The organism is Pseudomonas sp. c313 (genome assembly GCF_055407145.1).
Map to the genome: position 1 here is coordinate 636,057 of NZ_JBUZRD010000003.1, position 17,455 is coordinate 653,511.

The 17,455-nt window shown below is 58.4% G+C and carries 18 protein-coding genes and 1 pseudogene; 6 read left to right on the top strand and 13 right to left on the bottom strand.

Annotated elements, in window-relative coordinates; all coding sequences use genetic code 11:
* Positions 1–116: 116 nt before the first annotated feature.
* The gene (locus ACZRKZ_RS12475; RefSeq protein WP_463966846.1) at positions 117–1,733 is read right to left on the bottom strand and encodes an inorganic phosphate transporter; all 1,617 of its coding nucleotides are present in this window, start codon (positions 1,731–1,733) and stop codon (positions 117–119) included.
* Positions 1,734–1,939: 206 nt separating this feature from the next.
* Positions 1,940–2,962, bottom strand: coding sequence for a transporter (locus tag ACZRKZ_RS12480; protein ID WP_463981719.1), 1,023 nt, complete (start codon positions 2,960–2,962; stop codon positions 1,940–1,942).
* A gap of 279 nt (positions 2,963–3,241) precedes the next feature.
* Here ACZRKZ_RS12480 and ACZRKZ_RS12485 point away from each other — a divergent pair, with 279 nt between their 5' ends.
* Positions 3,242–4,870: a methyl-accepting chemotaxis protein gene (locus ACZRKZ_RS12485; protein ID WP_463966844.1), complete on the top strand. Its 1,629-nt coding sequence runs from the start codon at positions 3,242–3,244 to the stop codon at positions 4,868–4,870.
* A gap of 140 nt (positions 4,871–5,010) precedes the next feature.
* Here the strand turns inward: ACZRKZ_RS12485 and ACZRKZ_RS12490 are convergent, their stop codons facing one another.
* Complete coding sequence (locus ACZRKZ_RS12490) at positions 5,011–5,316, bottom strand: PepSY domain-containing protein (RefSeq protein ID WP_133099475.1); 306 nt, start codon at positions 5,314–5,316, stop codon at positions 5,011–5,013.
* 167 nt (positions 5,317–5,483) lie between these two features.
* On the opposite strand from ACZRKZ_RS12490, the pseudogene ACZRKZ_RS12495 reads away from it, so the two are divergent.
* Positions 5,484–5,705: pseudogene (locus tag ACZRKZ_RS12495) on the top strand (sterol desaturase family protein); the annotation flags it as partial.
* Between the two features lie 99 nt (positions 5,706–5,804).
* Here the strand turns inward: ACZRKZ_RS12495 and ACZRKZ_RS12500 are convergent.
* Entirely contained in the window at positions 5,805–6,932 is a 1,128-nt protein-coding gene (locus tag ACZRKZ_RS12500) for a glycerophosphodiester phosphodiesterase (RefSeq protein WP_463981720.1), read from the bottom strand.
* Positions 6,933–7,178: 246 nt separating this feature from the next.
* Here ACZRKZ_RS12500 and ACZRKZ_RS12505 point away from each other — a divergent pair, with 246 nt between their 5' ends.
* Positions 7,179–7,502 carry a DUF2025 family protein gene (locus ACZRKZ_RS12505; RefSeq protein WP_463966841.1) on the top strand — a complete coding sequence of 108 codons (324 nt, stop codon included), beginning with the start codon at positions 7,179–7,181 and terminating at the stop codon, positions 7,500–7,502.
* On the opposite strand, the gene ACZRKZ_RS12510 is transcribed toward ACZRKZ_RS12505, so the two are convergent.
* The gene (locus ACZRKZ_RS12510) at positions 7,499–7,819 is read right to left on the bottom strand and encodes an antibiotic biosynthesis monooxygenase family protein (RefSeq protein WP_463966840.1); all 321 of its coding nucleotides are present in this window, start codon (positions 7,817–7,819) and stop codon (positions 7,499–7,501) included. The genes ACZRKZ_RS12505 and ACZRKZ_RS12510 overlap by 4 nt on opposite strands.
* Positions 7,816–8,511: a CTP synthase C-terminal region-related (seleno)protein gene (locus ACZRKZ_RS12515; RefSeq protein WP_463966839.1), complete on the bottom strand. Its 696-nt coding sequence runs from the start codon at positions 8,509–8,511 to the stop codon at positions 7,816–7,818. Before ACZRKZ_RS12515 ends, ACZRKZ_RS12510 begins: the two co-directional genes overlap by 4 nt.
* 80 nt (positions 8,512–8,591) lie before the next feature.
* Between ACZRKZ_RS12515 and ACZRKZ_RS12520 the strand changes: the two genes are divergently transcribed.
* Entirely contained in the window at positions 8,592–9,482 is an 891-nt protein-coding gene (locus ACZRKZ_RS12520; RefSeq protein ID WP_463981721.1) for a LysR family transcriptional regulator, read from the top strand.
* Here the strand turns inward: ACZRKZ_RS12520 and ACZRKZ_RS12525 are convergent.
* From ACZRKZ_RS12525 to ACZRKZ_RS12535, 3 genes are all read right to left on the bottom strand, one after another.
* Positions 9,479–9,994 carry a DUF1003 domain-containing protein gene (locus tag ACZRKZ_RS12525; protein ID WP_149413832.1) on the bottom strand — a complete coding sequence of 172 codons (516 nt, stop codon included), beginning with the start codon at positions 9,992–9,994 and terminating at the stop codon, positions 9,479–9,481. The genes ACZRKZ_RS12520 and ACZRKZ_RS12525 overlap by 4 nt on opposite strands.
* Positions 9,995–10,145: 151 nt before the next feature.
* Positions 10,146–11,204: a diguanylate cyclase gene (locus ACZRKZ_RS12530; protein ID WP_463981722.1), complete on the bottom strand. Its 1,059-nt coding sequence runs from the start codon at positions 11,202–11,204 to the stop codon at positions 10,146–10,148.
* Between the two features lie 221 nt (positions 11,205–11,425).
* Positions 11,426–12,046: a TetR/AcrR family transcriptional regulator gene (locus ACZRKZ_RS12535; RefSeq protein WP_463981723.1), complete on the bottom strand. Its 621-nt coding sequence runs from the start codon at positions 12,044–12,046 to the stop codon at positions 11,426–11,428.
* A gap of 131 nt (positions 12,047–12,177) precedes the next feature.
* Here ACZRKZ_RS12535 and ACZRKZ_RS12540 point away from each other — a divergent pair, with 131 nt between their 5' ends.
* Together ACZRKZ_RS12540 and ACZRKZ_RS12545 are read left to right on the top strand one after the other, a co-directional pair.
* A complete protein-coding gene (locus ACZRKZ_RS12540) occupies positions 12,178–13,233 on the top strand; it encodes an MBL fold metallo-hydrolase (protein ID WP_463981724.1) in 1,056 nt (351 codons plus the stop codon).
* A 463-nt stretch (positions 13,234–13,696) separates the two neighbouring features.
* On the top strand, positions 13,697–14,140 hold the full coding sequence (locus ACZRKZ_RS12545; RefSeq protein WP_463981725.1) for a hypothetical protein: 444 nt from the start codon (positions 13,697–13,699) through the stop codon (positions 14,138–14,140).
* Positions 14,141–14,278: 138 nt separating this feature from the next.
* Here the strand turns inward: ACZRKZ_RS12545 and ACZRKZ_RS12550 are convergent, their stop codons facing one another.
* The 4 genes from ACZRKZ_RS12550 to ACZRKZ_RS12565 form a co-directional block, all read right to left on the bottom strand.
* On the bottom strand, positions 14,279–14,665 hold the full coding sequence (locus tag ACZRKZ_RS12550; protein WP_463981726.1) for an XRE family transcriptional regulator: 387 nt from the start codon (positions 14,663–14,665) through the stop codon (positions 14,279–14,281).
* Positions 14,666–14,860: 195 nt separating this feature from the next.
* Positions 14,861–15,811, bottom strand: coding sequence for a hypothetical protein (locus ACZRKZ_RS12555; protein ID WP_463981727.1), 951 nt, complete (start codon positions 15,809–15,811; stop codon positions 14,861–14,863).
* 107 nt (positions 15,812–15,918) lie between these two features.
* Entirely contained in the window at positions 15,919–16,560 is a 642-nt protein-coding gene (locus ACZRKZ_RS12560) for an HAD-IB family hydrolase (protein ID WP_463981728.1), read from the bottom strand.
* A gap of 72 nt (positions 16,561–16,632) precedes the next feature.
* Entirely contained in the window at positions 16,633–17,349 is a 717-nt protein-coding gene (locus ACZRKZ_RS12565) for an HNH endonuclease (RefSeq protein WP_463981729.1), read from the bottom strand.
* Between the last annotated feature and the right edge of the window lie 106 nt (positions 17,350–17,455).

Below are 17,455 nucleotides of genomic sequence, written 5' to 3' on the forward strand. Positions count from 1 at the left end.
CGCCGACGTTTGCACCGCTGGTATTACAGGAACATCACGCCCGAAGCTTCGATCCGCTGACGGGTGATCCAGTTGCTGCCGTCAGCGAGCAATTAGGGCAAGCCCCTCGCCACAACTCAGAACAATTGGGTGAATAACCAGTACAAACTCCCCGACAACACAATCGCCGCCGGCAAGGTCAGCACCCAGGCCATCAGCAGGTTGCGGATGGTCTTCATCTGCAAGCCGCCGCCGTTGGCGACCATGGTCCCAGCCACGCCCGAGGACAGCACGTGGGTGGTGGACACCGGCAAGCCAAACATGTCCGCTGCGCCAATGGTCAGCATCGCTACCATCTCCGCCGAAGCGCCCTGGGCGTACGTCATGTGGGTTTTGCCGATCTTCTCGCCCACCGTTACCACGATGCGCTTCCAACCGACCATGGTCCCAAGCCCGAGGGCAATGGCCACGGAAATTTTCACCCACAGCGGAATAAAACGGGTGGCGTTGTCGATCTGTTGCTTGAACAGTTGCAGCTTGCCTTGGGTGTCGGCGTCGAAATTACCGACCTTGCCCTTGTCTATCAGGCGAATGGTTTCGCTGGTCAGGTACATGTCATTGCGCACGTTGCCCATGGCCTCGGCGGGCACCTTGGCCAACGAGCCATAGCCTTTCACTTCTTCACCAATATGCCCGGCCAGGGCGGCGAGGGCGGGGATCAATTCTGGCGTTGCTTCCTTGGTGCGTACGTAGGCCGACAGGGTCGGACGCGGGTCGGCTGGGGCCGGTTGCGGTGCGCTTTTCACCAAGGCTTGCTGGGTGACTTGGGCTACTGCGGCAAATTGCAGCGACTGATCGGCCGGCATGGTGCGGTTCAGCGCGTAGGCCATCGGCAACGTACCCACCAGGATCAGCATGATCAGGCCCATGCCTTTCTGTCCGTCGTTGGAGCCGTGGGCGAAAGAGACGCCGGTGCAGGTGGCGATCAGCATGCCGCGAATCCACCACGGCGGCGGGGTGTTGCCCTTGGGTGCCTTGTACAACGAGCGGTTTTTCACAAACGCGCGCAGTGCCAGCAATAGCAGTGCCGCGAAGACGAAGCCGATCAGCGGTGACAGCAGCAACGCATAGCCGATTTTGAATGCCTGGCTCCAATCCACGCCGCTGGTGCCGTCACGTCCGTGCATCAGGGCATTGGCCACGCCGACGCCGATAATCGAACCGATCAGGGTATGGGACGAAGACGCCGGCAGGCCCAGCCACCAGGTGCCGAGGTTCCACAGGATCGCCGCGATCAGCAGGGCGAAGATCATGGCGAAACCGGCGGATGAACCGACCTGCAAAATCAACTCCACCGGCAGCAAGGCAATGATGGCGAACGCCACTGCGCCACTGGACATCAGCACCCCGAGAAAATTGAAGAATCCCGACCACACGACGGCAAAATGTGGCGGCAACGAGTTGGTATAGATCACCGTCGCCACGGCGTTGGCAGTGTCATGGAAACCATTGACGAACTCGAAGCCCAGGGCGATCAGCAGCGCCACACCCAGCAGCAGGAATGGCATCCAAGTAGTCACCACCGTGCCCAGTTCGTGCATGTCGCGCATCAGGCTGTAGGCGGTGAACAGCAGGCCCATGGCGAGGACGGTGAAGAAAGTGATCACCGTCAACAGGCTGGGCTTTTGGTCCAACTGGGGTTTTGAATCGGCTGCGTGAGCCCGTGTGGAAGCGGTCAGGGAAGGGGTGGCCATGCAGGGGCATCCAGTGAGGAAGGATGCCGCCCATGATCATTGCAGAATATTACAGGGGTACTGCGGTAAGTCAGTCTTTAGAGGATTGAGTGTGCCGCTGGTCCATAAATCAGCCTCTGGCATGACCGGCTGTAGCAATTGTCGAGCCTCGCTGGGGCTCGACGGTTACGAGGAGCATTGCGCCCTTATTTTCAAGGCAGAGGGGCTCAATAATCCTTGCGCTTGCGAAACGCCCAACGACCGGCAATCAAGGTAAACGTTGCCACCAGCGCCACCAGAATCCAGAAGCCCTCGGGGTCCTGGGAAAGCGGTACACCACCGACGTTCATGCCAAAGAACCCGGCAATGATATTGATCGGCAGCGCCAGTACCGTGACCACGGTCAGGGTGAACAGGGTGCGGTTGCTCTGTTCGTTGAGGTTGGCGGCGATCTCCTCCTGCAACAGTTTGATCCGCTCCCCCAGGGCCATCAGGTCGTTGATGATCAGCGCAAATTCCTCGGTGGATTTACGCAACTCCTTCACGTCTTCTTTCTGTAGCCATTGCGGCGGGCGGTTGAGCAAGCGCAGCAACGAACCCGGCTCCAGCGCCAGCAGGCGTTGCAGGCGCACCAGTACCCGGCGCATGGCTCCCAGTTCCGAGCGGTTGGTGGACAGGCGTGAGGACAACAGCTGATCCTCGATCTGGTCGATACTGATACTGGTCTTGCGCACGATCTGCGTCAGCACTTCGCCCTGGTCCCGTAGCAAATGCACGAGCAACTCCAGGGGCGATCGAAAGCGTTCGCCGGCCTTGACCGAGGAGCGCAGCTTGTCCACCGAGTGCAGCGGTTGCAGGCGTGCGCTGATCAGCAATCGGCTACGGGCGCAGACCCACAGGGTGGAGATGTCCGAAGACATCATGCTGCTGAAGTTGAACACCACATCGTTGACCACCGCCAGCAAGGCCGAGTCCACATGCTCGATGCGAGTGGAGCGTGAACCTTCGTGCAAGGCCTCGAAAAACTCTTCCGGCAACTCCAGATGCGCCTGCATCCAGCGTTCGCATGCCGCGTGGGCCAGGTTCAGGTGCAGCCAAAGGAATTCGTCGGGATCAGTGGGCTGCTGCAAGGCTTTCAGAGCAGCAGCCGAATCGATCTGCTCGGCTTTTTCACCCGGCCTGAAACGGAAACCGTAAAGCAGGCCAAACAGATCCGAATCCTGATGGCCATGGTCGATGCTGTGGTTCATGGAGGCTCACAGAGGAGGCGCCTGTAGGAGATTTCACAGGTTCGCTTGAGCGCATCATGGCAAGGGTTTTTGACAATTTTGTTACCGTTTAGTCATCCAACTGTCGGAATGTGAAGAGGTACTTTTGAACACCTTTTTAACTACCGACCCAATAGCCTCAAGAAGTGTCTGGAACGGCCGATTCAAGGCATAAGCACTTATGTGTATCCGCGGTACTTTCGATGACAGGGATGTTGCGGTGTGGATACACAACTTCCCTTGTTTCGAGGCTTTTCCCCTATGAATTTTTTGCGAAAGTCTTTGAGAGCACAGATCTTGTCGTTACTTGGTGGCAGCCTTCTGGCGATGCTATTGATCGCCTTGACGTGTTTTCATTTTCTCTCCAGCGGTGTGCAGAGTTATCGCAGTTTGCTGGAGGGGCCTCTGCTGACTTCACAACTGATTGATGAGGCGAACCTGCAATTCAAAGTGCAGGTCCAGGAATGGAAAAACGTCCTGCTGCGGGGTAAACAACCCCAGGACATGGAGAAGTACTGGGGCCAGTTCCAGGCTCGGCAACGGGATGTGCAAGGTATTCTGGGTCGCCTGGTGGCGCAGACCAAAAGCGATCAAGCCTTGAGTGGCCGTATTGAAACCTTGCGCCGGGAGCACAGCGTGCTAATGGCTGCTTACCAGAAGGGCCGTGATGCCTACTTGGCTGCCGGGGCGGACTCCGCGGCAGGCGATAACGCGGTCAAGGGCGTGGACCGCATGGTCAGTGAGCAGATGAGCGCGCTGGTCAGCGAGTTGCATGAACAGGGTGCGCAGCAATCGCTGATGATCAGCGCCTATGCCGACCGCACCGTGATGATCGGGCTGGCCGTGATGCTATTGTCAGGAGCGCTGATCGGCTTGTTCAGTTTGTGGCTGATTAACCGAAACCTGATTTTGCCGATCCGTGGGTTGATCGACTATGTGGCGCAACTGAGCCACGGACGTTTTGCCGAGCGTGTGGCCATCAGCCGCCAAGACGAACTGGGGCGCCTTGCCGATGCCGCCAACACCTTGCGGGATTTTCTGGCCGAGACCTTCAGCCGCTTGCAGCGCAGTGCCACGGACCTGGTGAGTGCCAGTGGCGAGTTGAGTTCGATTGCCGGGCTAATGGCCACAGGCACCCAGGAGCAATTCAACCGTACGGACCAGGTGGCCACGGCCATGACCGAAATGTCTGCCACCGCCCAGGAAGTTGCCCGTCATGCCGCCAGTGCTTCGCGGGCCGCTGATGAGGCGGACCATTCGGCCCGTGAGGGCGGTGAAGTGATGAAGGTAACGATTGCCACCATCGGCCAGATGCGTGAAGAGATCCTCAACACCGGCACGATCATTCGTCGTCTGGAAACCGATAGCGTACGCATCGGTAAGGTGCTGGAGGTGATTCGCGCGATCGCCGAACAGACTAACCTGCTGGCGCTCAACGCGGCGATCGAGGCTGCACGGGCCGGCGAGGCCGGACGTGGCTTCGCCGTGGTTGCCGATGAAGTACGCAGCCTGGCACAGCGTACGGCGGCGTCGATCATCGAGATCAACCAGATCATCCAGGCAGTGCAAACCGGTGCCATCGACGCGGCCAAGGCCATTATCACTGGGCAGTCATGCAGTGAAGACAGCGTGAAAAAAGTCTCCCAGGCCGGCGCCATGCTCAATCACATCACCCAGGCGGTGGAAGCGATCCGTGATATGAACAGTCAGATCGCTACGGCAGCAGAGGAGCAAACCTCGGTGGCTGAAGACATCTCGCGCAATATCACGCAAATCACCACGGTGGCGACGGCCAATCTGGATAACGTCCAGCGTACAGAGGCGGCCAGCCAGAACCTGAGAGGATTGTCCGGTGAGCTGAACGAGGTGACCGCACGCTTGGGCGCGTGATCAATCACATCAGCAGGTGGGTAAGCTAAAGAATGGCCGGCACAGCACTGATTCGGCCAATGGTGGCAATGTCGGCGGCTTTTTGCCCCATAAAAAACGCCGCGCGACCCGAGGGTGGCGCGGCGTTTTCAGGGTTTAACTCAGGTGTCTTGTTTGTTGGTCAGGACTTCGCCGGTCTTGGCGTCCAGGTCCACGTCCCATTTCACGTTGCTGGTGTCACGCAGCTCGGTCTGATAGATCAGGCGGCCGGCTTTATCTTCCAGTTCGGTGTCGACAATGGTCGCACCAGGGTGTTTAGCCAGGGCTGCGGCGTTGAGCTTCTCGAAATCCATGACGGCGCCGGACTTGAGCAGGCCTGGAATCTGATCAGGGCGGACATCGGCCTGGGCAAGACCTGCGGTCAGGGTCAGGGCGGTAGCGGCGAACAGAGCAGTCAGCTTTTTCATAGTGTGGATCCTTCTGGGTGAGCTGTTTAAGTGGGATCAGGTTAACCAGCGCAACTTAACTTATCCTTAATTGTGCCGGACGGTTGCGTCGTTTGTGGCTACCGCAGCGCGATTTCATGCTGCTGTCTCAATCATGGGAGACGCAGATGAAACAGTTGGTGGCTTGAGTGTATGCGCCTTTATTCTGCGCGGGATTTATCGGATGGGCGCTGTGGTTGGTAGACAACGCTGCAACGGGATGGTTGCCCTTGGTGTTTATCGCTGCGGTGGCGGTGTCTTTTCTGGCGGAGTGGTGGTTGCCGTATGAGCCTCAATGGAATCGCAATCAGGGTGACTGCCGACGCGACATCGTCCACGGTCTGGTCAATGAAAACCTCAACGCCCTTGGCTCGGCATAAGCCATCAGCACATTGCCCTCGCCGAAGGTCAGGCCGTAATCACGCCACAGCCACAGGTGACCTGACCACTCGTTTTTTTTGGCGGGCCACTCAGTAACCATTGTCCTCCAGCAGATTCGACACGCTCGAAGCCGGCGCGCGATTGTAGTACTTGAGCAGTTCGGCGGCGCGGTTGGTGAAGATGCCATCGACACCGGCGTCCATCACTTTCTTGAAGTCCACTGGCTCGTCGACAGTGTAGACGTGCACCAGCAGGCCCTTGTCGTGGGTCATCTGGTTCATCCATGGCTGGACCAGGTCCGAATAGCTTTGGTCACCACTGTTGGTCAGCAGGGCCGACGGGCCGGTGCCGATGGCGCCAAGGCTCTTGGCCTCGTCGATCCATTTTTCGAACTCAGCGTTGTCCTTGGGTTCCTGCTTGGCGTAGTAGGCGGCTTTGGTGGTCTCGCCGGATTCGGCGAAGGTCACTTTGGACTTGGGTTCGATGCTGCCTTCACCCACCCACAGCAGGAGGATTTTTGGCGTGTTAGGCATTTCCTTCTGCAGCTCCTTGAGGCTGTCCCTCTCGAAGGTTTGCAGCACCACGCGGCCCTTGCCTTGGCCGACCCCAATGACCTTCTGGGCTTGGTTGGAACCGGTGGAACTCAGCCAACCCTTATCGAACAGCTTGTTTTTCAGGTCGCTCTCGATCCCCGGAAACTGCTTCGGCTCTTTGGTTTCGATGTACAAGCCTGGTTTATGTTGCGGGTTGCTTTCTGCAATTTTGATGATTTCATCGAGGGTAAGGATTTTCAGCCCGACGAACCCTGGCCGTGCGCGATCCGGGTAAGCGGTGTTGAACCAGCTGCCGGCGTCCAGGGTTTTCAGCTCGGCCATGGTGAACTCGTTGGCCGGGCTGTCTTTGCGTTCAGGGAATTTGGTGGCGACGTCGGTGGTGCGTTGCAGGTTGTTGTCGTGCAGGGCGAACAGCACGCCGTCCTTGCTACGTTGCAGGTCCAATTCCAGGTAGTCGGCACCCAGGTCGCGGGCCACTTTATAGGCTGCGGCGGTGGACTCCGGAGCATCAAAGGACGCGCCTCGATGAGCAATGACCGCAGGATGGGGAATGCCTTCCTTGGTCGCCAGTTCAGTCGAGCTGATCGGGCTGTCAGCCTGTGCGTGGCCAAGGCCCAGCATCAGGGCGAGCAGCAGGGCACTCTTGGTAAACGTGACAGGCATATGCGAGGTCCTTTCGTGGAGGTAGCTTCAAGAAGGCTTCCTTTTTAACAATTGAATGCAAAGTGCGCTATCACCAAACCGACATTAACGTGCGCATGGGCCATTTTTCTGCGCTTTTGTGCTGTGCTTTGCAGTACTCTTGGCCCGAGTTTCCCCACTAGAGGGAAACCTGCATTGCCTTCTTTTCTTGCCTCGTGTGTAAACCATCGTTCACTTCCCCTGTGGGACTTTTCAGTGAGGTTTACCATGCGCATCACGTCCGAGCTTATCTGCCAGGCAGCCGACCAACTCAACGGTTTTGTTGGCCTGAACCGCAAGACCGGCCATTACATCGTGCGTTTCAGCGAAGATTCCTTCGGCATGGACGTCGCCGACGACGGCATCATCCCCACCAGTGAGTTTGTCTGGCTGCCTGTTGATGAGCAGACCATGACCCTGTCCCGTGAGCACATTCAGTTGCTGCTGGACCAGAACATCGACGACCGCATCAACATCACCGAACCGCTGCGTGTGTACATGCGCCGGGTGGAAATCGCGCAGATCAGTGCGGTGCGCAGTCTGGTCAGTTAAGCGAACGCATAGGCGCGCTCCACCTTGCATACCCGCGTATGAAACGCCGAGTACCAGGTGGACCGGCCCTGTTCACGCACTTCACGGTGTTCGCCATGCTGCTTCCAGGCGAGGATCGCTGCCTCGCTGCTCCAGTAGGACACGGTAATCCCCAAGCCATCCTCACCTCGGGCCGACTCAACGCCGAGAAAGCCTGGCTGTTCGTGGGCTAGTTCCAGCATGCGCTCGGCCGCTTCGCCGTAGCCTTGATCCACCTCGGTGCGCAGTGAGCTGAAAATCACCGCGTAGTAGGGCGGGGCCGGTGTTTGGGCGATCATGCCGAGGCCCTGAGCAATGCCTTGACCAACGGTGGGACGGTGCCTTTCAAGGCGGCCCGTTCCGGCTGGAACAGCGTCGCGACATAGAACGGATGATCATCGAGTTCCACCACTCGTAAGTCGCCAGCAGCGTCATGGCCGGTGGCACGCAGGGCACCGCTCAGTAGGGCGTTAGCGAAGTCGGGATTGACGCCGTAGCGGCAGCGGTAGCCTTCGCTGATGTCTTGGCTGCCATAGGCGTTGGCAGTACGCGAGCCTTCCAGTAGATGGATGCTGTCGGTCGCCTCCACCAGTGTGCAACTCAGTGGCGATAGCACCGCGCGGGGCGAATCCGGCGCCAGTTCACCATGTTCGGCATCGGCCCAGCCCAACACATTGCGGGCGTATTCCAGCACGCCATGTTGAAAACCGCCGCAGGTGCCGAGGAAGGGGCGCTGCTGTTCGCGGGCATAACGGATCGCCAGGAGTGCGCCATCCAAGTCCCGATAGGGGCTGGCGGGGACACACCAGAATCCGTCGAAGTGCTGTAACTGTTCAATGGAGTTGATGGTGTCGGTAGCCAACCAGTCGAAATCCACGGTCAGCCCCAAAGCATCGCCAGCCAGTTGCAGGGCCACGGGGATGGCCTGGTGCGCAGTGACCTGCGGGTCGTAGTCGCCGATCAGGGCCAGGTGCACGGAGGTTTTAGTCATCGGTTGTATTCCTTGGCTTGTTGAGTCCTAGTGGCCACTATAGATTGGCGTTCACGCAATCAATATTGGCGTTATTACACATGCTCAATGCAGCTGCGCACTATCGAATCGACTACTCCGACCTTTCATTGATCCTCGCCCTGGTGCGCGGCGGCACCCTGGCGCGGGCGGCGGCGTTGCTGCGAGTCGATGTGTCCACGGTGTTCCGGGCGGTGCGGCGTCTGGAAGCTGCGCTGGGCCAGGCCTTGTTTGAAAAGAGCCGCGCTGGCTACTTGCCCACCACCTTGGCCACCGCTCTCGCCGAGCAGGCCGAACGCGCTGAGCAGGCTCTGGAAGCCGCACGTATCGGCGTGGAACAGGGCGGTGAGGTGATCAGCGGTACGGTGCGCCTGACCTGCACCGACTCGGTGTTGCAAGGCTTGTTGCTGCCGGCCCTGGCGCAATTCATGCCCCGGTACCCGGCGCTGACCCTGGAGTTGAGCACATCCAATGACTTCGCCAACCTCAGCCGCCGCGACGCTGACATTGCCCTGCGGTTGACCAAGGCCCCACCGGAGCATTTGGTGGGCCGTTGCCTGGGGACGGTCGCTTATCGGGTCTGTGCCAGCGCCAGTTACGGGCAGCAGCATGACGGGCATGACCTGGCGGCCCTGGCCTGGATCGCGCCGGATGACTTTTTACCCGATCACCCGACGGTGGCCTGGCGCCGCCAGCACTTGCCGGGAGTGCTGCCAAGCTACCGCTGCAACAGCATGCTTTCAGTCACTGAGTTGGTGCGCGCCGGGTTGGGCGTAGCGGCGTTGCCGGATTTTCTCTTGGGTGAGCATCACGGCTTACAACCCCTGGGGCCGGCGCTCGCCGGACATGACACGGCCCTGTGGTTGCTGACCCGGCCTGACTGCCGAGCACTGCGCTCAGTGGTGACCTTGTTCGATGAGTTGGGCCAGCATGTGCGGTTGCCTGGGGGCTAAGGTTTGCGCACAAACTGCTGATGCATCTCGCTGGTCAGGCTTTCGATGCGTTCGGTCAACTGTTTGGTCATCTCCGTCAGCCGGGTGTTCTGCTCCAGCAACTCCAGAAGTTGCGCGGTGTTCTGGGCGGCCTGGGCTTGGCGCTCGGTGTTGGCGACGGCCAGGGCTTCGCGGTGTTGCGCATCGGCGTCGGACTGGGCTTTGTCCCGGGCGGCCTGGCGCGTTTGGGCCAGTAGAATCAGCGGCGCGGCATAGGCCGATTGCAGGCTGAACGCCAGGTTGAGAAGGATGAATGGGTAGACGTCAAAGTGGGTGACGCCTGTCCCGTTGAGTACCACCCACAGCACCACAATCGCCGTTTGCGCACCGAGGAAGGTCGGCGTGCCAAAGAAGCGCGCAAAGGCTTCGGCTTTCAGGGCGAAGGTGTCGTTACCAAAGGTCGGCTCCAGGTGAGCGTGGGCGCGATGGAAACGCAGGTGATCGACTTTGGCTTGAGGTTTATCTGGGGTCATGGCGGGCTCGGATCATCGGCATAAGACAGTGATCCACTATAGACCGATGACCCTGTCGAACACGTGAAAATCCCCGCTGTTGCCCTCCAAGGCCGTGACAGGGGCGAAGGGTGTTACAGGCCCGCCGCTCGCACCTGTTATCAGCGTATGTTCAGGCAGAATGGGCAATCACGCTTTCTGCGACAGCAACGCGGTTGCGCCCCGTGCCTTTAGCGGCATACAGCGCTTTGTCAGCAGCATTGAGCCACATGTGGGCCTGGGTGAATTGCGGTTGGTAGGAGGCCAGGCCGATGCTCAGGCTGACCCGTAGCTCAGGGACTTGCGGGTCGCGGTAACGGCTGAACATTTCCCGCAAACGCTCCATCACATAGCTAGCCTGCTCCTGGGACACGTCTGGAAGAATCACACAGAACTCATCTCCTCCATAACGCCCCGTCAGGTCGTTTTCCCGCACGCTGCGCCGCAGTTCCTTACTCAGTTGCCGCAGCACCCGGTCGCCGACGATGTGGCCGTAGGCGTCGTTGATTTTCTTGAAGTGATCGATGTCGATCAGGGCGATGGTGGCTTGGGTTTGTTGCTGCTGACACTTGTGAAACTTCAGTTGCAGCAGGTCCTTCCAGGAGCCGTGATTGAGCAGGCCGGTCAGGCTGTCGGTACGGCCGAGGGCGCTCAAGGCTCGCTTGTGTTCGGACAGCTTGATGGCCAGACGGTAACTGGCCATGCCGATGGCTACCGGGTAGAGGGTCAACATCGGCAGGCAGGCATACACCTGGACCAGGCTTACATTGGGGTTGAACGAAGGCCCGAACACCAGCCAGGCCAGCGCGATACCCACCAATTGCGCGAGGGCACCCCGAATCATCAGCTGCTTGCCGCCCGCCGCGACGTTGTGCATGGTCATCATCGCGAGGATGGTCACCGCGGTCAGTGGTGTGAATTGGGTTGCCGCCGCCCAAAATCCGCCCGACAGCGAGTCATAGAGCAGGTTGCGCCGCTCTGCCTGGTAGGGAAACGGCGAATGGCTCGACAGCTGATACGCCAGGTGCGGCCAGATAAAGGCGTTGAACAGCCACAAGCCCCAGACCCAACTCGGCATCGGCAGCGGGTACAGGGCGGCAAGCACACAGATGCTGCCAATGCCCAGCCCGATAATCCTTGGCCGATAAATGCGTCTGGCAAATGACAGCCCTTTGCCTCGTAGGTTTTCCATAGATTCCTGCGTCAGGGTTTTCTTTTTTTGCGAACACGAAGGCGCACATTATCGAAAGGCCATATATGCCAGATGATAGGCGAATATTGTCAGCGATCCGCGCAGGAATAATCAGTGTCCTTCCAGGCCATTTGCGCACAAACCGGGGGGTTTAGGCAAAAACGACCTGCTGATGTCGCGCCGGCGACAGGATTGGCTGGGGCCGTTTGCGAGGAAACGGCTTAACGGCGGTCGGTGATCTCGTAGCCGGCCAGAAACAGATCCATGGCCGACTCGATGACGCTGGCCTGAGTGGCCGCATCCAGGGTGGGCTGGCCGAGGGTGATTTGCGGCCAAAAGGCGAAAGCCTTGAGCAGGCTTTGCACCTGGTGAGCGGCGAAGCACGAGTCGACCGCCTTGAGCCGGCCATCCTCTTGTGCGGCTCGGACCCACAGGGTGAAACCTTCTTCCCGCTCGCTCAGGCGGTTGACAATGTCTTGGGCTCGCTCCGGTGAGTGGATAGTGGCGGCAATTGCCACCCGCGCCAGGTCGAGGAAATTGGCGTCCGACATCATCTTCATCTTGGCTTGCAGCAACACCCGCAATTGGTCGCGCAAGGGGCGTTCGCTGCTGTAACTGACGTCCAGTTGCGCCACGCTGCTGGCCCACAGTTGATGCAGGATCTCGGTGAACAATTCTTCCTTGCTGGGGAAATGGTTGTACACCGTACGCTTGGACACACCGGCCGTGGCGGCGATCTTGTCCATGCTGGTGACCTCGAAACCGTTGTCGCGAAACTCGGCGATGGCAGCCGCCACGATGGCTTCGCGTTTACGGTCGGTGAGGCGCTGGGGTGCAGTCATGAGGGGATTTCGGCTCTGTGGAGAAAATTACACTCGGTAGTTTACTTGTTCCGGGTTTTGTAGCAACCTTGAAACTACACTGTGCAGTGTAGTTGTTGGCACGCATCATGTCATGTAGGAGTCACCCCGTAATGGCCACGATATCGCCCCGTCTCATTTCATCTTCTACGCTGAAATCTTCCAAGCAGCAGGAAGGTCACTTCAGCAATCACGCTTGCGTGCAGCACGCGGGGTTTGGCAAGACTTTACGGATTTTCTGGAAAATGCTCTTCCACAAGCCCCGCAGTACCCGCCCTGTGGGCGAGATTGCGGTGCAACGCCTGACCCGCGAGCAGCTATTTGCCGCCCCCGACCACAGCGTGTTTCGACTGGGTCACTCCACGGTCCTGTTGAAAATGCGCGGCAAATTCTGGCTTACCGACCCGGTGTTCGCCGAGCGCGCCTCGCCCTTCAGCTGGGCCGGCCCCAAGCGTTTCCACCAACCGCCCATCAGCCTTGATGAGCTGCCGCCGATTGAAGCAGTAATTCTTTCCCACAATCATTACGACCATCTGGACCGCCAAGCCGTGGTGCAACTAGCGGACAAGACCCGCTACTTTCTGGCGCCGCTGGGTGTTGGCGACACTCTGATCAAGTGGGGCGTGGACGCCAGTAAAGTCCGGCAACTGGATTGGTGGCAAGGCACCGAGGTCGACGGCATTCGTTTTGTCGCCACCCCGGCCCAGCATTTTTCCGGCCGCAGCCTGTTCGATGGCAACCAAACACTGTGGGCCTCGTGGGTGATCATCGATGATGCGCGGCGGATCTTCTTCAGTGGCGATACCGGCTATTTCGACGGTTTCAAGCACATCGGCGAGCAGTACGGGCCGTTTGACCTGACCCTGATGGAAACCGGTGCCTACAACGTCGACTGGCCCCATGTTCATATGCAACCAGAGCAAACCTTGCAGGCTCACATTGACCTCAAGGGTCGCTGGTTGCTGCCGATCCACAACGGCACCTTCGACCTGGCATTTCACGCTTGGCACGAACCCTTTGATCGCATCATGGTGCTGGCCTGGGAGCGTAATGTGTCGATTGCCACGCCGCCCATGGGCCAGGCATTCATGCTGACGCAACCTGATCGGGGACGAGCCTGGTGGCTGGATGTCGAGCCTGATGGGGTTGAAGAACACGCCTTGGGTTGAGGCACGGGTAGGCTTGAGGGCCGCTTTGGCAAAAGGGCTTTTCAAGGTGTTTCTGTCTTGGGAGAACAGGAGAAAAGGGTGCGATGATTCCCGGGAATTCATTTTTCGGGAGTGGTTTCTTATGGAGGATAAGTGTAGGGAAACCTTCCCGTCGAGCGTCTCATGCGCCCTTGGGATACCTTTGGCAATCAATAACGTTCAAGCCTTGTTTTGCGCACCGCAGGTCCAGGGAGGGACGGTGGGTATTCAGGGAAATGCTACCGACCATGGGGGTATCGAGTTCGACCCTGGCGTAGGTCATGCCGCGCATTCGGTAGTACTTGCTTACAGTCCCAGGTTCGACATACCAGGGCCGATGATGAGGACTGTGCGCGATCCCGCCTTATCGCTCACCGCTTTGAGTGGCGTCGACCCGGTGGGCCCGGTCATGGTGGAAGTCCCCCCGATTCGGGATAACAGTGCTTTGAAGTCTCCTCTTGCACTGGTCGGTTGGCGTATCGGCTTTGCTGACGAATACGTGCGCGGCGAGGTGCGCGAAACCGTTGAACACGGCCTCTCTTTTCGACAGGCACTGGAGGTGCTGCGCATCGCAGGCGCCCAGTTGGTGCCGGTGCCTGCGAAATTACCGGATGACGCTCTGTACTTCACCCATGAGTCCAGCAATGAGATTGATGAGTGCGTGACAGAGCATCGCCTGGATGCGCTGGTATCCGATGGGCAGAGCACCGCCTTTCATGCTTCCTGCAAGGCCGGATACCCCGGGATTTGCGTCACATTTGGCGAAGATGCCAGTGGCACCAGCGTTGTGCTGTGGTTCTACGGTGCGCGCTGGGCCCGTGATTCGTTGTCGGCACTGGTACGGGGTTATCAGCAGGCGTTGCGGCAAAGTACCCTTCCGGATGCTTGAGTCGTTACGAAAAAAGCACCGCCTTCCTGGCCTGGGCCGCCCGTTACGACGACGGCCATCATAGCCATAGCCTCCACAGCCTGCGCCGGCATGAAACCTGGATGAAGGAACTCGGTTGCCCGCTGATTCGACTGGACTCTACGCACCATTCGGTTGAGGCGTTGCTGGGGCAGTTGATGCAGGTGCTGAGCCCAGAATCCGCGAGATGATGCCTCTGGGGGCAATCTCGGCAGTAGCCATCACGGCAGTGGGGCGCCGCACATTCATTCCCCAACCTGGCGCGAACCCCGGGAAAAACACCAGCCCCTCAGCCTCCAGGCGAAATGCCAGGGTGAGGCGGGTCTTGTCATCGACCTCGCCATGGCTTTCAAAGTGTTGAATCGCGTCTACCTCCACCAAGGCTTCACGGGAGAAGTCTTCCCGGCTCCAGCCCAGCATCGCGCGGGCCTGGACGCTATGCCGAGGGGTGAATTGATGGAGGACGATTTGTTGATCTACGGTGCTGCTCATTGCCAGAGAGGACATGGGCTTTCTCCAGGAGTCCGACGGGGGAGGACAAACTATACTGTGTTTTTGTACAGTTGTTTTGACCGCTCATCAACTGGAATTTTTCTCTGGGCCTGCGCTGCTCTATTTCGCCACTTCCAGGTTTCAATACAAACCTTTTCATGACTACCGCGATGTTAGCCTTCAACAGCTCTAAAGCCGCGTGCGATTTTTTCATTTTTCTTCCAGCCCCGGCGCTTCCCGAATAATCAGGTGATCCAGGTTCTGAATATCGGCACTGAACACCCCGAACGTCTGCTCGGGGTCTTTCTTGCTCGGGACCTGTTTCAACTCCGGCGTAACCCCATAGAAGAAGCAATACAACGCCCGCTTACTGTCCACCGCCGCCTTGATCTGCTCCAGGAACGCCTTGCGCTTGCGGTAGTTTTCGATGAGTGCCTTGCTCAGGTAGACGTTGACTGAATAGGGCTTCTTGTCGAGCCAGACCTTCTTTTCGAAGTCGATGCGAAAGCTGCGTTGGTAATCCTTGATCTCCTTGATCCGTCCCCAGTAGATCAGCCCTTTGTTGTCCTGCAGGTATTCGATCTTCTTGAAAAACGCCCAGTAAGTCGCGCTATGCTCGCCGATCTTCAGCGGCATGCCCTTGAGCTTGTCCTTGTCGTCGATGTTGGAGACGTAGCATTCCACCGGGTGGGCGAAGACGCTGGTCTTTTCTGGCGTAGTGTCGCTGGAACTGTGGGATTCAGTGTTGCGGTTTGAGGGCGTTTTCACTAAGGCCTGCAGGGCAGCGCCCTCGGTTTCGACCACTGGCGCTTTACGCTCGTACTGACGGCGGGCCAGGACAAATTCCGACGGGAAGTTTTCCTCGCGTGCATCCTCGGCTTCGCCGATTGCTGCCCTGTGACTGGCGTAGCGACAGCCGTCAATGTGACGGGTGCTGGGGATGTTTTTGAAGTGGGGCGTGCGCAGGTAGTTGACGTTCTTCGCGTTGAATGTGCCCAGCGCGTTGCCCGCCGCAAATGCCGCCCGGCATTCATCGTTAGGGCAGAGGAAACTGTCCTTGTCCGAATTGAAGGCGGCGGTTTCATCGAAATTCAGATCCCGAACGTCGTAGATCGACACCTTTTCGTCGAGACTCAGGCAGTAGGCCGTATCGAATTTCATGGGCTCGGGTCCGTGAGATATTTCGCTATTAATAGCGGGATATTGCCCAAATATCAGCCGCGAAGGAAATCCAATGTGGGTCGAACTTTAGCGAGGCTGCGATGGCATCAGCGCTGCCGCCCCCGCCGCCTGGCCGAATGAAAGTGCCGAAAATGCGCATCCTGCGCCGCCGCCAATAACTCCCGATCCCCGCGAGTATCGCCCCAAGCCCTGAGCCGATACTCACCCAGATCCCCATAAACGGCCTCAAGCCGAAGCACCTTATTCTCACACCGACAGTTATTACCCGTGAGCCGCCCCGTCAGCACCCCATCCAGCACCTCAAGTTCCGTCCCAATCAACTTGATCCCAAGCCGATCCGCAAAAGGCTGCAACACCAACGCCGGCGAAGCGGAACACAACGTCACCACCGCCCCAGACCCAATCTCATCCTCAACCGATTGCACACCCGCCGGACGCATCAATCGCGCCCAGTTCGCCTGGCAGTACTCCTCGGCCTTCTGCTGTACCCACGCTTTCTCCACTCCGGTCATAAACGTGCGGATCAATTGCGCCTTGAGCTCATCACGACTGATCTGGCGCAGCAGGAACCGCATACCAGGCACGGCCAGTTTCAGCATTCTCCGGCTGAACTCCCACTTGCCAAAAGCAAATTTCAGGAAGGGCACAAAACTATCGTGGTGGGTCAGGGTGCCGTCGAAGTCAAAGACCGACAGCACCTTGGCGCCTAATGGGCCGGATTCGAGCATGTCTGGGTTCACTGGATGGTCTCGATTTTGTGGAGCGGGTTTTCGAAATACATGTTCTATAACTGCCGGAGTTTACTCTTCCCGCAACCTCGCGATTTTCGAGTACAACTCTGCTGTAAAAACGTGTCGATCACTCGACCGGTGGCAACGTTGATGGCAGTTCGGGCACAGTGCCACTGCGTTACTGGTCCGGTCCGAACCGTCCTGAGCTAGAAACTTAACATGGTGCACTTCAAGAAACGGCGTGCCGTCATGTCCTGTGAACGGCGCCGGTTCACCACAGCCTTCGCAAATACCCTTTGCTTTTTGTCGAACCCAAGCTCGCACCTGAGGGGCCCGCACATAAGAAGTGCTGGTAGTACTGACCTGCTGCGGGTTCACTATCCCTTGTGGCTCTGCGGTAATCGCCAGTTTCTGCAACGTGGCGGCACGTGTCTCTAGCTCCGCTTCATCGGCCGTAGCGACATAAGTCTCTGCCTCCAAAACAGCTTTAGCTTCCAGCACCGCGCGAATACGAGCACTCACACCGACGCCAACGTTTTTAGCTGGCACGTAACCTTTGATGGGTTGCCAACCCAACAGCTGAATCACCGCAGAAATATTCTGCATGCGGTACTCAATAGACGAAGCGCTGCGCAGGCTCAACGGCCCTTCGCGTAACAAACGGTTCTCCACCGACTTTTTGAACGCCTGGCCACTCTGCTCAAGCTTCAACATTTTCAAATAGGCATCGACCGAAGCCTCAAGCTCCGCGTCACTCCAGCCCGTATTACCTTTTTGCGTATCCATACAGTCGCCGAGGGTAGAAAACCCTCGGACGATACTGAGCGGCCATTATCACGTCTACGAAATTTCCTAAGTCCTTGTAGGATTTTTTGCGTTCAGCGAATACAAA